We start from the raw sequence: 13,178 nt of genomic DNA, 5'->3' as shown, positions 1-13,178 counted from the left end.
GTTCGGTGTGTTGCAGTCGATGGGTGTCGCGGGGCGCCGGTGTCAGCCGCCGACGACGCGGAGGACGCTCGTGACCTCGACCACGACGTCCTCGTTGCGGAGCGCCAGCACGGTCGCGGCCAGGTCCGACTCGCGCGCCAGGTGCGTGCCGATGACGAGCGTCGCCGTCGCGTCCGCGCCGGTCGCCACGGTCTGCTCGACGGTCTCGACGCTGACGCCGTGCTTCGCGAGCACGCCGGCGACGGTGGACAGCACGCCGGGTGCGTCCGCGACGTGCAGCGTGATCTGGTAGCGCGTGCGCACGGTGCCGATCGGGAAGACGGGCAGGTCCGCCTGCGTCGACTCCGCCACGCCGGGACCGCCGATCACGTGCCGGCGCGCGGCCGAGACGAGGTCGCCGAGCACGGCGGAAGCGGTCTCCGTGCCACCGGCGCCCGCGCCGTAGAACATGAGGTCGCCGGCCGCCTCGGCCTCGACGAACACGGCGTTCTTCGCCCCGTGGACGCTGGCGAGGGGGTGCGACACCGGCACGAGCGCCGGGTACACGCGGGCGCTCACGCCCTCGGTGCCCTCGGCGTCGGTCAGGCGCTCGGCGGTCGCGAGGATCTTCACGACGTACCCGGCCTTGCGCGCGGCCCGGACCTGGTCGATGGTGACCGAGGTGATGCCCTCCCGGTGCACGGCGGCGAGGGGCACCGAGGTGTGGAACGCCAGCGATGCGAGGATCGCGGCCTTCTGCGCGGCGTCGTAGCCCTCGACGTCGGCCGTCGGGTCTGCTTCGGCGTACCCGAGGTCGGTCGCCGTGGCCAGCGCGTCCTCGAACGTGGCGCCTTCACGGTCCATCAGGTCGAGGATGAAGTTCGTCGTGCCGTTGACGATGCCCATGATCCGCTCGATGCGGTCACCGGCGAGGGAGTCGTGCAGCGGCCGGATGATCGGGATCGCCCCCGCGACGGCGGCCTCGTAGTAGAGCTGGGCGCCGACCTGCTCGGCCACCGCGAAGAGCTCCGGACCGTGGGTCGCGAGCAGCGCCTTGTTGCCCGTCACGACGTCCGCGCCGGACTGGAGCGCCTGCAGGACGAGCGTCCGTGCGGGCTCGATGCCGCCGATGAGCTCGACGACGATGTCGGCTCCGAGGATGAGCGACTCCGCGTCCGTCGTGAAGAGCTCCTTCGGCAGGTCGACGTCGCGCGGGGCGTCGACGTCGCGGACGGCGATCCCCACGAGCTCGAGGCCGGCACCGGCGCGCGAGGCGAGCTCGTCGCCGTGTTCGAGGAGCAGCCGCGCGACCTGGGAACCGACCGAGCCGGCTCCGAGCAGCGCGACGCGGACGTTGCGGTATTCGATCATCGTTGGTTGTGGTTCCTGTCGGGTCGGAGGTCAGTGCGCGGCGCCTGCTGCGGGCGCGGGCACGACCCCGGTGTCGCGGGCGAGGAGGTCGTCGATCGACTCACCTCGGACGAGGATACGGGCTGCACCGTCGGCGACGGCCACGACGGGCGGGCGCCCCACGTGGTTGTAGTTGCTCGCCATGCTCCAGCAGTACGCACCCGTCGCGGCCACCGCGAGCAGGTCACCGCGGTGCACGTCGCCGGGCAGGTAGTCGTCGTTCACGACCACGTCACCGCTCTCGCAGTGCTTGCCGACCACGCGGCTGAGCACGGCCGGGGCGTCAGACGTCCGGGCGAGCCGAGCCGTGTAGTCGGCACCGTAGAGCGCGGGGCGGGCGTTGTCGCTCATGCCGCCGTCGACCGACACGTACGTCCGGGTGGCGATCTGGTCGCCGTCGCCGTCGCCGTCGCCGCCGACCTCGAGCGTCACCGGCTTGATCGTGCCGACCCGGTAGAGCGTGATGCCCGCCGGACCCACGATGTACCGCCCCGGCTCGACGGCGACCTCGGGCACCGGGATGTCCCGCTCCGCGCAGGCCTCGGCCACGATGGTCGCGAGCGCGTCGGCGACGTCCTCGGGCGCGAACGCGGAGTCCGACTCGGTGTAGTCGATCCCCCACCCGCCGCCGAGGTTCAGCTCCGGGACCGGCCCCTGCGCCACGAGTGTGGCGTGCACGTCCATCAGGCGTCGAGCGGCCTCACGGAACCCGGACTCGTCGAAGATCTGCGAGCCGATGTGCGAGTGCAGCCCCACGAACGCCAGGGACGGCTCGGCGCGCACGGCCTCGGCGGCCGCGACCGCTTCCGTCAGCGGGATGCCGAACTTCTGGTCCTCGCGCGCGGTCGCGAGGTACTCGTGCGTCGAGGCGTGCACGCCGCTGTTGATCCGGATCCGGACCCGCTGCACGACGCCGGCGTCCGCCGCGGCACGGGCGACGCGCTGCACCTCTTCGTGGCTGTCGAGGACGATCGTGCCGACACCCACCTCGACGGCGCGGGCGATCTCGGCGTCGGACTTGTCGTTGCCGTGGAACCCGAGCATCGCCGGGTCGACGCCGCCGGCCAGTGCGACCGCGAGCTCACCGCCGGTGCAGACGTCCACGCGGAGGCCCGCCTCGGCCATCCACGCGGCGACCTGGGTGGTCAGGAAGGCCTTGCCGGCGTAGTAGACGTGCGCCCGGGTGCCGATGCGCTCGAACGCCTCGGCGAAGGCGTTCCGTACCCGGACCGCGCGGGACTGCACGTCCCGCTCGTCCACCACGTACAACGGCGTGCCGAACTGCGCGACCAGGTCCGACGCGGTGACGCCGCCCACCGCGAGCTCGCCGTCGTCCGTCCGCGTCGCGGACGCCGGCCAGATGCGCGCGGTCAGCGCCGAGGCGTCCGTCGGGAACCGCAGTCGCTGCGGGGCAAGGGGGTTCTCGCTCACGGGACCCGATCCTACCGAGCCGGGCCGCGCCTCCCGGCCGCGTTACGCACCGGTGCGGTCACGAGCACTTCCCGACCGTCTGCAGACCCTGCTCGTTGAGCGGCAGCGAGTCGGCCGTGACGCGCACCGTGGCCTCCGTCGAGGTGATGTCGAGCGACCGGACGCGGAGGGCCGCCGGCAGGAACCGCGCCGTGCAGACCTCGACGGGGACGTTCGTCACGCCCGGGATCGAGTCGACCTTGAGCCCGAGCGCCGAGTTCGTGATCCGCACCGTCTTCGGCGTGATCGTGATGCCCGTACCGTCGTCCTGCGCGACGACGGCGCCCCTGGCCGCGTAGCTGATGTCGTACCCGAGGACGGCGGTCTTCCCCGAGAGCTCCACGCCGCCGTCCACCAGGGTCATCCGGTCGAACAACGGGCTGTACTTCGACAGCGCCTTGACCGAGGACGCCGCCAGGGTCACGTGCCCGTCGACGTCGTGCACGTCGCCCTTGCCGTCCACCGGGACGTCGCGCGCCGTGACGTCGGCGGCCAGCGGGACACCGTCCACGGTGAGCTTCCGCGACGAGATCTCGACCTCGTCGAGCTGGCCCGAGATCAGCTGCGGGATGACGATGCCCTTCGCGTGCGCCGTCACCTTCCCCGTCGCGCCGGAGGGCAACGACTGCTCGACCTGCTGGGCGATGACGCGATCGACGACGCTGCGCAGGACGAACTCGGCGACGACCACGAGCGCGGCGAGGACGAGCACGACGACCACGAGGACGACGGGCCAGCGGCGCTTCCGGGGGGTCTCGGTGGCGGCGGACATGCGTCCCACCCTGCCAGGCCGGCCTGGAGGCGCGGCGCGCGTCCGGCGCGCGGGGCGCGTCGCGCGGGGGTCCGCTCCGCTTCGAACCACGGAAACGACGTCGAACCAGGCGRWYCGCCTGGTTCGACGTCGTTTCCGTGGTTCGGTCCGCAGGCGCGCCGCCGGCGCGCGGGGCGCGGGGCGCGTCGCGCGGTCGCTACATGCGCTCCGGAGCGGTCACGCCGAGCAGGCCGAGACCGTTGCGGACGACCTGGCCCGTGGCGTCGTTCAACCACAGGCGCGTGCGGTGCAGATCGGTGACGGCCTCGTCCCCGAGCGGCGTCACGCGGCAGGCGTCGTACCAGCGGTGGTAGAGCCCGGCGAGCTGCTCGATGTAACGCGCGATCCGGTGCGGTTCGCGCAGCTCGGCCGCCTGCCGCACCACGCGCGGGTACTCGGCCAGGGCACCGAGGAGGGCGCTCTCGGTCTCGTGCGTGAGGAGCGAGGCGTCGAAGGCCGACCGGTCCACGCCGGAGGCCGCGGCGTTCCGGGCCACCGACTGCGTGCGCGCGTGGGCGTACTGCACGTAGAAGACCGGGTTGTCGTTCGTGCGCTTCACGAGCAGGTCGAGGTCGATGTCGATCGCGGTGTCGCTGGCGAACCGGACGAGCGAGTACCGGCCGGCGTCGACACCCACGGCGTCGACGAGGTCCTCCATCGTGACGATGGTGCCCGCGCGCTTCGACATCCGCATCGGCTCACCGTCCTTGAGGAGGTTCACCATCTGACCGATGAGGATCTCGAGGTTCTTGCCCGGCTCGTCGCCGAACGCCGCGCACATCGCCATCATCCGGCCGACGTAGCCGTGGTGGTCCGCGCCGAGCATGATCAGGTTGCGCTCGAACCCGCGCTCGCGCTTGTCGAGGTAGTACGCCAGGTCACCGGCGATGTACGCGGGCTCGCCGTCGGACTTGATGACGACGCGGTCCCGGTCGTCGCCGAAGTCGGTCGTGCGGAGCCACTGCGCCCCCTCGGCCTCGTACATGTGGCCGTTCTCGCGCAGCCGCTCGATGGCGCGCTCGACGGCCTTCGACTCGTGCAGCGAGTTCTCGTGGAAGTACACGTCGAAGTCGACGCCGAAGTCGTGGAGCGAGGACTTGATGTCGGCGAACATGAACTCGACGCCCTCGCGCCGGAACAGCTCCTGCGCCTCGTCGCGGGGCATGTCGACGACGTCGGTGCCCGCGGGGAGCGTCGCGATCACACGCGCGGCGATGTCCGAGATGTACGCGCCGCCGTAGCCGTCCTCCGGGGTGGGTTCCCCCAGCGCCGACGCCACCAGCGACCGGGCGAAGCGGTCGATCTGCGCGCCGTGGTCGTTGAAGTAGTACTCCCGGGTGACGAGGCCGCCCTGCGCCTCGAACACGCGAGCGAGGCTGTCACCCACCGCGGCCCAGCGCACGCCACCCATGTGGATGGGGCCGGTGGGGTTGGCGGACACGAACTCGAGGTTGATCCGCACGCCGTCGTACAGGTCACCACGGCCGAACGACTCCCCGCCGTCGACGATGGTGCGGGCGATCTCACCGGCGGCCGCGGCCTCGAGCGTGATGTTGATGAACCCGGGACCGGCGACGTCCACCGAGTCGACGCCGTCGAGCTCCGTCAGCTCGCCGGCGATCTCCGTCGCGAGCTCGCGCGGGTTCGTGCCGAGCCGCTTCGCGAGCTGCATCGCCGCGTTCGACGCCCAGTCGCCGTGCGCGCGGTTCTTCGGGCGCTCGAGCGCCACGTGGGACTCGTCGATCGTCACGGCGTCGGACGCACCTCGTCGCTCGACGATCCCGGTCAGGATCGACAGGTACGCGGCGGAGAGTTCGGCAGGAGTCACGAGGAGCGAGTCTACCGGGACGTACAGGTCCTCCCCGGCCGATGCACCATCATGTCGGGATGACCACCCGCAGCCGTGCCCGGGCGATCAGCGCCGCCCTGCTCACCGCGTCCGCGTCCGTCGCCCTCGTGGCGTGCTCCGGCGGTGGATCCGGACACGCCACCGCCAGCGCCAGCCCGGCGCCGATCGGGAAGCGCGTCACGCAGACGTGCGCCGAGCTGCTCCCCACCACCGCGCTCTCGGTCTACGGGAAGACGTTCGAGCAGGTCCGCGACTACGAGCCGGACAAGGGGTCCCCCGCCGCCCGCATCGCCGAGCAACGCGGCCGGGTCTGCGAGTTCCGGGCGACGGACGACGCCGCCACGACCATCACCCTCGCCGTCGCGAACCTGCCTGAGAAATCACTCACGAACCTCAAGGACGCCCTCTACCAGCGCGGTGGTTCCGTGCCGACCTACCGCGTCGAGGGGTACTTCTCCCTCACCGACGGTGTCGGCCGGGCCGACGCGTTCGCCGACCCCTACTGGATCACCGCGTCCTCTCCGCTCTTCACCGAGCCAGGAGGCGCGCAACCGGTCATCGACGCCGTCCACGACGTCGTGCAGCCAGCCGGGTCCGCGACACCGTCCGACTGACGCTCCCGGCGACACGCGGTGTCCGGGGCAGGGTCGCGGACCTGCTACGGTTGTTCTCACCCAAGGGCCCCCATAGCTCAGGGGATAGAGCACTGCCCTCCGGAGGCAGGGGCGGAGGTTCGAATCCTCCTGGGGGCACAGGAACAATTCCGCGCAGGCAGTCGGCTTCGCTTCGCTCAGGCGTCTGCGCGCGACGTCGGCTTCGCCGACCTTCCCTCGGGGGGCGGTCGGGGCGGGGCCCGCGCGCGATGTCGGCTTCGCAGACCTTCCCTCCGGGGCCGGTCGGGGCAGGGCCCGCGCGCGATGTCGGCTTCGCCGACCTTCCCTCCGGGGGCGATCGGGGCGGGGCCACCGGGCGGGACCGGCTCGGGTAGCGTCGGGGCATGGGGATCCTTCCAGACGCCGAGGTGGCTCCGCTGCGCGGCGGGCCGACGCTCCGGTGGGGCGTGATCGGCCCCGGCACCATCGCGAACGACTTCACCGCGACCCTGCACGCCAACTCCGACCAGCGCGTCGTCGCCGTCGGGTCCCGCTCCCCCGAACGCGCCGCCGCCTTCGCCGCACGCCACGGCGTCCCCGCGGCCCACGGCTCGTACGAGGCCCTCGTCGCGGACCCCTCCGTCGACGTCGTCTACGTCGCCTCGCCGCACCCGCAGCACCTCGGGCACGCCCTGCTCGCGATCGCCGCGGGCAAGCACGTGCTCGTGGAGAAGCCGATGACCACGTCGGAGGCCGACACCCGCACCCTCGCGGACGCCGCACGCCGCGCCGGGGTGTTCGCCATGGAGGCGATGTGGACCCGGTACCTGCCGGGCACCACCGTCATCGCCCGGCTCCTCGCTGACGGCGCGCTCGGCGACGTGCAGCTGGTCTCGGTCGACGTGGGCTGGCCGCACCAGCCCGACCCGGCGGACCGCATGTTCGACCCCGCCGCCGGCGGGGGCGCGCTGCTCGACGCGGGCGTCTACGGGCACTGGTTCGCGCGGTTCGCCGCCGGCGCCCCGGTGACCAGCCGCACGACGGGAGTGGTCTCGGACCGCGGGGTGGACCTCCAGTCCGTCACGGTGTCGACGTCCGGCGGCGCGCAGTCCGTGGTGACCACGACGATGACGGCGTGGACACCCGGCCTGGCGGTCATCGCGGGCAGCCGTGCGACCGTGCGGTACACCGACCACTTCGTGTTCCCCGCGTCCTTCGCACTGCACCACGGGCCGGAGGCCACCCACTGGTCGGACCCGAGCGGACTGCGCGGACGGGCCGGGCTCGTGTGGCAGACCGCCGCCCTCGCGCGGTACGTCGCCGACGGTCGGACCGAGTCGCCGGTGCACTCGCTCGGCGACTCCGTCGGGCTCGCCGCGGCGCTCGACGCGGCACGGGCGGCACTCGGTCCCGCGCCGGGGACGCCCGGAGTTTCCGAACACGTCACGTCCACCCTCTAGGATCACGGGCCGGTCGTCCCGCACGCGACCGGGAAGAGGACTCGATGACCACCGCCACCGGGAACCCGCAGCACGAACTCGCCCGCGCCGGGTACGCGCCCACCCCGCGGACCCTGCTCGACGTCCTCACCGCCACCGCGACCGAGCACCCCGACGCCCTGGCACTCGAGGACCCCGCGGGGACCGTCGACTACGCGACCCTGCTGCACCTGGTGCACGAGCAGGCCGACGACCTCGCCCGCCGGGGCGTCCGGCGTGGCGACCGGGTCGGGGTGCGGATCCCGTCGGGCGGCCGCGACCTCTACGTGTCCATCCTCGCCGTGCTGGCCGCCGGTGCGGCGTACGTCCCCGTCGACGCAGACGACCCCGAGGAACGGGCGACGCTGGTCTTCGGCGAGGCAGCCGTGGTCGGCGTGGTCGGGGCCGGCGGCGTGCTCCGTGACCGCGCGGGCGCCGAGCTGCCCGTGACCGACCCCGGGGCGACCGCCGAGGCGCCCCGGCTCGAGGACGACGCGTGGATCATCTTCACCTCCGGGTCCACCGGGGTGCCGAAGGGCGTCGCGGTCACCCACCGGTCGGCGGCGGCGTTCGTCGACGCCGAGGCGCGGATGTTCCTGCAGCCCGCACCGATCGGCCCCGGCGACCGGGTGCTGGCCGGGCTCAGCGTGGCGTTCGACGCCTCGTGCGAGGAGATGTGGCTCGCGTGGGGTCACGGCGGCTGTCTCGTCCCCGCGCCGCGGTCCCTCGTGCGCACCGGCGTCGACCTCGGTCCGTGGCTCATCGCGCACACGATCACGATCGTGTCGACGGTGCCGACGCTCGCCGCACTGTGGCCGGACGACGCGCTCGAGCAGGTGCGCCTGGTGATCTTCGGCGGCGAGGCGTGCCCGCCCGAACTGGCCGCCCGCATCGCGAGCCGGGACCGCGAGGTCTGGAACACGTACGGGCCGACGGAGGCGACCGTCGTGGCCTGCGGTGCCCTGCTCGACGGGAGCACGCCGATCCGGATCGGCCTGCCGCTCGACGGCTGGGACCTCGCCGTCGTCGACGCCGAGGGGCAGCGCGTGGAGCCCGGCGGCGTCGGCGAGCTCGTCATCGGCGGCGTCGGGCTCGGTCGCTACCTCGACCCGGCGAAGGACGCCGAGAAGTACGCGCCGTTCCCGGCACTCGGGTGGGGGCGGGCGTACCGGAGCGGTGACCTCGTGCGGTACGACCCCGAGGGACTCGTGTTCCAGGGGCGCGCGGACGACCAGGTGAAGCTCGGCGGCCGGCGCATCGAGCTCGGTGAGATCGACGCGGCCCTGCAGGCGCTCGACGACGTCGCGGGCGGCGCTGCCGTGGTGCAGCGGACCCCGGCCGGCAACCAGGTGCTCGTCGGGTACGTCGCACCCGTCGCGGGCGCGACCATCGACACCGCAGCGGCGAACGCCCGCCTCCGCGAGGAGCTGCCGGCCGCGCTCGTCCCGCTGCTCGCCGTCGTGGAGTCGCTGCCGACGCGTACGTCCGGCAAGGTGGACCGGGCGGCACTCCCGTGGCCCCTGCCCGGCTCGTCCGCCGCGGCGCTGTTGCCCGACACGGTGGCCTGGATCGCCGAGCGCTGGTCGGCGATCCTCGGCGTGCCGGTGTCGAGCGTCGACGACGACTTCTTCGCGCACGGCGGCGGATCGCTGACGGCCGCACAGCTCGTCTCCGCGATCCGGGAGCGCTTCCCGACCACGACGGTCGCGGACGTGTACGACCACCCCCGCATCGGTGCGCTCGCGGAGGCGCTCGACGACTCCGGCCCCGTGGTGTCGGTCCCCCGGGACGTGCGCCCGGTGCCGCCGCTGACGGGCCTCGCGATGACGCTCCTCGGACTGCCGGTGCAGGTCCTCCGTGGGCTCCGGGTGCTCACCTGGACGGCACTCGTCGCCGCGGTCCTGCACGCCACGACGCTGCCGTTCCTGCCCGTCCTCCCCTGGCCTGCCCTGGTGGCCGCGCTCCTGCTGTTCGTGACGCCGGTCGGCAAGATGGCCGTGACGGTCGTGCTCGCCCGGCTGATCCTCGCCGGCGTCCGCCCGGGCGACCACCCGCGTGGCGGTTCGGTCCACGTGCGGGTGTGGCTCGCCGAGCGGATCGCCGAGGCCGTCGACGGGCCCTCGACCGCCGGAGCGCCGTGGATCAGCTACTACGCGCGGGCGCTCGGCGCCCGGATCGGCAAGGACGTCGATCTGCACACGCTCCCGCCGGTCACGGGGATGCTCACGATCGGCAAGCGCGCATCGATCGAGCCCGAGGTCGACCTCGCGGGGCACTGGGTGGACGGCGACGTGTTCCGGCTTGGGCGCGTCCGCGTGGACGAGGACGCCGTCGTGCACAGCCGGACGACGCTGCTGCCGGGCGCGCACGTCGGGGCGGGCGCGGAGATCGAGGCGGGGTCCGCGGTCACCGGCCGGGTGCCGGACGGGGAGCGCTGGGCGGGCTCGCCAGCGGAGCGCGTCGGGTCGGCTCGGCACGACCGGGAGGCGCGGCCGCCGTCCCGACGTCGGTGGCTGCTGGCCTACGGGGCCGGTGCGGTGGCCGTGGCCGGGCTGCCGGTCGTCGGCGTCGCTGCCGGCGTGGCACTGGTCTGGCTCCTGGTCGGTCCGGCGTCTTCGCTCGGCGCGGCCGTGCTCCGGGCGCTCGTGTGGGTGCCGCTCGCGACCGTCGTCGCGGGCGCCGTGTACGCCGCGCTCGTGGTCGCCTCGGTGCGGTTGCTCGGGATCGGGCTGCACGAGGGACGCCATCCGGTCCGGTCGAGGATCGGGTGGCAGGTGTGGACGACCGAGCGCATCCTCGACGGAGCACGCACGCTCCTGTTCCCCCTGTACGCCTCGCTCGTGACGCCGCTCTGGTTGCGACTGCTCGGGGCGCGGGTCGGCCGGAACACCGAGATCTCGACCGTCCTGCTCATCCCCGCGCTGACGCAGATCGCCTCCGGCGCGTTCCTGGCCGACGACACGATGGTCGCGACCTACGAACTCGGCGGCGGTCGCGTGCGGATCGGCCGGTCGAAGGTCGGTCGCCGGGCCTTCCTCGGCAACAGCGGCATGACGGGCGCGGGGCGCTCGGTCCCACGTGAGGCGCTCGTCGCCGTGCTGTCGGCCGTGCCGAAGAAGGCCAAGCGGGGCTCGTCCTGGCTCGGCTCTCCCCCGGTGCGACTCCGGCGGGCCGCGGCCGAGTTCGACGAGGAGCGCACGTTCCGGCCGCCGCGGTCGCTCAAGGTCGCGCGCGGGTGCTGGGAGCTGCTGCGCCTGCTCGCTCCGATGGTGTCCGCGGCGATCGCGCTCGGGGTGGCCGCACTGCTGCTCGCGCTGTGGTCGGCCGTCGGGATCGGGTGGACGATCCTGCTCGCGGGACCGGTCCTCATCGTCGCGGGAGCGGCCGCTGCGGTGGTGTCGACGGGCGCGAAGTGGGCGTTCGTCGGGCGCATCGAAGCGCGCGAGCACCCGCTGTGGTCGTCGTTCGTGTGGCGGAACGAGGTGCAGGACACCTTCGTCGAGACCGTCGCCCGGCCGTGGTTCGCCGAGCAGGCCACCGGCACACCGGCCCTGGCGGCGTGGCTGCGGAGCCTCGGTGCCACGATCGGCCGTGGTACCTGGCTGGAGACGTACTGGCTGCCCGAGGCCGATCTCGTGACGATCGGCCAGGGTGCTTCGGTGGCGCGCGGGACGGTGGTCCAGACCCACCTGTTCCACGACCGCGTCATGCAGCTCGACGCGGTGCGCCTCGACGCCGGTGCGACGCTCGGTCCGCACAGCGTGGTGCTGCCGGCGGCGGGCATCGGCGACGGCGCCACGGTCGGCCCGGCGTCGCTCGTGATGCGGGGCGAGCAGGTGCCGGGCGGGACGCACTGGTCGGGCAACCCGATCGCTCCGTGGACATCCGCGCCCACGGTCCCCGCCCGACCGTCCGCCGAGGCCGCCACCGTGGCAGACTGATCGGCACCGTGAAGCCGACGAACCGAGACGCCGACCCGTACACCCCGCACAGCGGCGACCGGCGGTGGGACGCCCGCCACTACGACCTCCGGCTGGAGTACCGCGTGGCGACGAACCGGCTCGACGGCACGGCGACCGTCACCGGGCGGGCGAACGAGACCCTGGACCGGATCGTGTTCGACCTGCACGGACTGTCCGTCGACCGGGTCGACGTGGACGGCAAGCGCGCACGGAAGACCACGACCGCAACCCACAAGCTCACCGTGACCCCGGCGGTGCCGGTGGCCGCCGGCGCCGAGTTCACCGTCCACGTGAAGTACCGGGGCACGCCGCACCCGCTCCGCAGCCCCTGGGGACAGATCGGGTGGGAGGAGCTGACCGACGGGGTCATCGTGGCCGCCCAGCCGACGGGTGCGCCGTCGTGGTTCCCCTGCAACGACCGCCCGGACGACAAGGCGACGTACCGTTTCGAGGTCACCGCCGAGGCCGCGTACGAGGTCGTCGCGAACGGCGAGCTGCTCGCGAAGGAGCGTGCCCGCGGCGGCACGACCTGGACCTACGCGACGAACGAGCCGATGGCGACGTACCTGGCGACCGTGCAGATCGGCCGCTACCGGACCACGAAGCTCCGCGGCTCGGACGTGCCCGTCACGCTGCACCACCCGGCGGACCTGCTGTCCGCCGCGAAGACGGACTTCGGCCGGGTGCCGGACATGCTCGCCCTGTACGCCGACCGGTTCGGTCCGTACCCGTTCCCGGCGTACGGCGTCGTGGTGACCGACGACGACCTGGAGATCCCGCTGGAGGCGCACGGCCTCGCGGTCTTCGGTCGGAACCACGTCGACGGCGAGCACGGCACCGACCGGCTCATCGCACACGAGCTCGCGCACCAGTGGTTCGGCAACTCGGTCACCGTCGCGCGGTGGCGGGACATCTGGCTGCACGAGGGGTTCGCCTGCTACGCGGAGTGGCTGTGGTCCGAGCACAACGGCGGCGACTCCGCGGACGTCCTCGCGGAGCGCTACCGCGAGGGGCTCCTGGAACGGCCGGAGGACCTGGTCGTCGCCGACCCGGGGGCGAAGGACATGTTCGACGACCGCGTCTACAAGCGCGGTGCGCTCGCCCTGCACGCCGTCCGCCGCGCATCGGGCGACGACGCGTTCTTCGCGGGGCTGCGGACGATCACCGAGCGCCACCGGTACGGCACGGTGGCGCCGGAGGACGTGCTCGAGGCGTTCGCGGGCGCCGCCGGCACCTCGGTCGACACCGTCCGCGCACTGACGGCGCCGTGGATCGAGGAGCCCAGCGTGCCCGGTCCGGTCGGCGGACTCCGCTCGGGCGACGCCTAGCTGCCCGTCTCCGCCAGGTCCGGCTCGCAGCTGACCTCGGCCCACACGGCGTCGAGGGAGAGCCCGACGACCGCGGCGACGGAGGCGATGGTCGCGAACGCCGGCGTGGCGATGCGGCCGGTCTCGATCTTCCGCAGGGTCTCCGGGGAGATCCCGGCGGCGAGTGCCGTGGCGAGGATCGAGCGTGTCCCACGAGCGCGGCGCAGCAGTGCGCCGAGGCGGCGACCGCGGGCGACCTCGTCGGGACGGAGCGGGAGTCGGACCATGCTCCCACTCTAATACCGGTCGTGGAGTACCG

At 73.4% G+C, this 13,178-nt stretch carries 9 protein-coding genes and 1 tRNA gene; 5 read left to right on the top strand and 5 right to left on the bottom strand.

What is annotated here, in order from left to right:
• Positions 1 to 42: 42 nt before the first annotated feature.
• From ACTJKO_RS02475 to argS, 4 genes are all read right to left on the bottom strand, one after another.
• Complete coding sequence (locus tag ACTJKO_RS02475) at positions 43 to 1,350, bottom strand: homoserine dehydrogenase (protein ID WP_440685327.1); 1,308 nt, start codon at positions 1,348 to 1,350, stop codon at positions 43 to 45.
• A 30-nt stretch (positions 1,351 to 1,380) separates the two neighbouring features.
• Positions 1,381 to 2,820 (bottom strand): diaminopimelate decarboxylase, encoded by a 1,440-nt coding sequence (lysA, locus tag ACTJKO_RS02470; RefSeq protein WP_440685324.1) that lies wholly within the window; start codon positions 2,818 to 2,820, stop codon positions 1,381 to 1,383.
• A gap of 58 nt (positions 2,821 to 2,878) precedes the next feature.
• Positions 2,879 to 3,631 carry an LmeA family phospholipid-binding protein gene (locus tag ACTJKO_RS02465; RefSeq protein ID WP_440685322.1) on the bottom strand — a complete coding sequence of 251 codons (753 nt, stop codon included), beginning with the start codon at positions 3,629 to 3,631 and terminating at the stop codon, positions 2,879 to 2,881.
• Between the two features lie 196 nt (positions 3,632 to 3,827).
• Complete coding sequence (argS, locus tag ACTJKO_RS02460; protein WP_440685320.1) at positions 3,828 to 5,498, bottom strand: arginine--tRNA ligase; 1,671 nt, start codon at positions 5,496 to 5,498, stop codon at positions 3,828 to 3,830.
• 59 nt (positions 5,499 to 5,557) lie between these two features.
• On the opposite strand from argS, the gene ACTJKO_RS02455 reads away from it, so the two are divergent.
• The 5 genes from ACTJKO_RS02455 to ACTJKO_RS02435 all read left to right on the top strand — a co-directional run bounded on the left by ACTJKO_RS02455 (position 5,558) and on the right by ACTJKO_RS02435 (position 12,880).
• Positions 5,558 to 6,133 carry a hypothetical protein gene (locus ACTJKO_RS02455; protein WP_440685318.1) on the top strand — a complete coding sequence of 192 codons (576 nt, stop codon included), beginning with the start codon at positions 5,558 to 5,560 and terminating at the stop codon, positions 6,131 to 6,133.
• Between the two features lie 66 nt (positions 6,134 to 6,199).
• Positions 6,200 to 6,271 (top strand) — tRNA-Arg (locus ACTJKO_RS02450).
• A gap of 245 nt (positions 6,272 to 6,516) precedes the next feature.
• Positions 6,517 to 7,572 (top strand): Gfo/Idh/MocA family protein, encoded by a 1,056-nt coding sequence (locus tag ACTJKO_RS02445; RefSeq protein WP_440685316.1) that lies wholly within the window; start codon positions 6,517 to 6,519, stop codon positions 7,570 to 7,572.
• A 44-nt stretch (positions 7,573 to 7,616) separates the two neighbouring features.
• On the top strand, positions 7,617 to 11,531 hold the full coding sequence (locus ACTJKO_RS02440) for a Pls/PosA family non-ribosomal peptide synthetase (protein WP_440685314.1): 3,915 nt from the start codon (positions 7,617 to 7,619) through the stop codon (positions 11,529 to 11,531).
• Positions 11,532 to 11,539: 8 nt separating this feature from the next.
• Positions 11,540 to 12,880 (top strand): M1 family metallopeptidase, encoded by a 1,341-nt coding sequence (locus ACTJKO_RS02435; RefSeq protein ID WP_440685312.1) that lies wholly within the window; start codon positions 11,540 to 11,542, stop codon positions 12,878 to 12,880.
• On the opposite strand, the gene ACTJKO_RS02430 is transcribed toward ACTJKO_RS02435, so the two are convergent.
• Positions 12,877 to 13,146 (bottom strand): helix-turn-helix domain-containing protein, encoded by a 270-nt coding sequence (locus tag ACTJKO_RS02430; RefSeq protein WP_440685310.1) that lies wholly within the window; start codon positions 13,144 to 13,146, stop codon positions 12,877 to 12,879. The two genes, ACTJKO_RS02435 and ACTJKO_RS02430, sit on opposite strands and share 4 nt — an antisense overlap.
• Positions 13,147 to 13,178: the final 32 nt, after the last annotated feature.

The organism is Curtobacterium sp. 22159 (assembly GCF_052045775.1).
Classification (GTDB): Bacteria; Actinomycetota; Actinomycetes; order Actinomycetales; family Microbacteriaceae; genus Curtobacterium.
The sequence above is the reverse complement of the archived record's forward strand: the minus strand, read 5'-3'. Positions and strand labels throughout refer to the sequence as shown.

Excerpts from the sequence above, each read along its gene's own strand:
- ACTJKO_RS02475 (WP_440685327.1), bottom strand. The coding sequence starts at position 1,350 with ATGATCGAATACCGCAACGTCCGCGTCGCGCTGCTCGGAGCCGGCTCG.
- ACTJKO_RS02465 (WP_440685322.1), bottom strand. The coding sequence starts at position 3,631 with ATGTCCGCCGCCACCGAGACCCCCCGGAAGCGCCGCTGGCCCGTCGTC.
- ACTJKO_RS02455 (WP_440685318.1), top strand. The coding sequence starts at position 5,558 with ATGACCACCCGCAGCCGTGCCCGGGCGATCAGCGCCGCCCTGCTCACC.
- ACTJKO_RS02445 (WP_440685316.1), top strand. The coding sequence starts at position 6,517 with ATGGGGATCCTTCCAGACGCCGAGGTGGCTCCGCTGCGCGGCGGGCCG.
- ACTJKO_RS02440 (WP_440685314.1), top strand. The coding sequence starts at position 7,617 with ATGACCACCGCCACCGGGAACCCGCAGCACGAACTCGCCCGCGCCGGG.
- ACTJKO_RS02430 (WP_440685310.1), bottom strand. The coding sequence starts at position 13,146 with ATGGTCCGACTCCCGCTCCGTCCCGACGAGGTCGCCCGCGGTCGCCGC.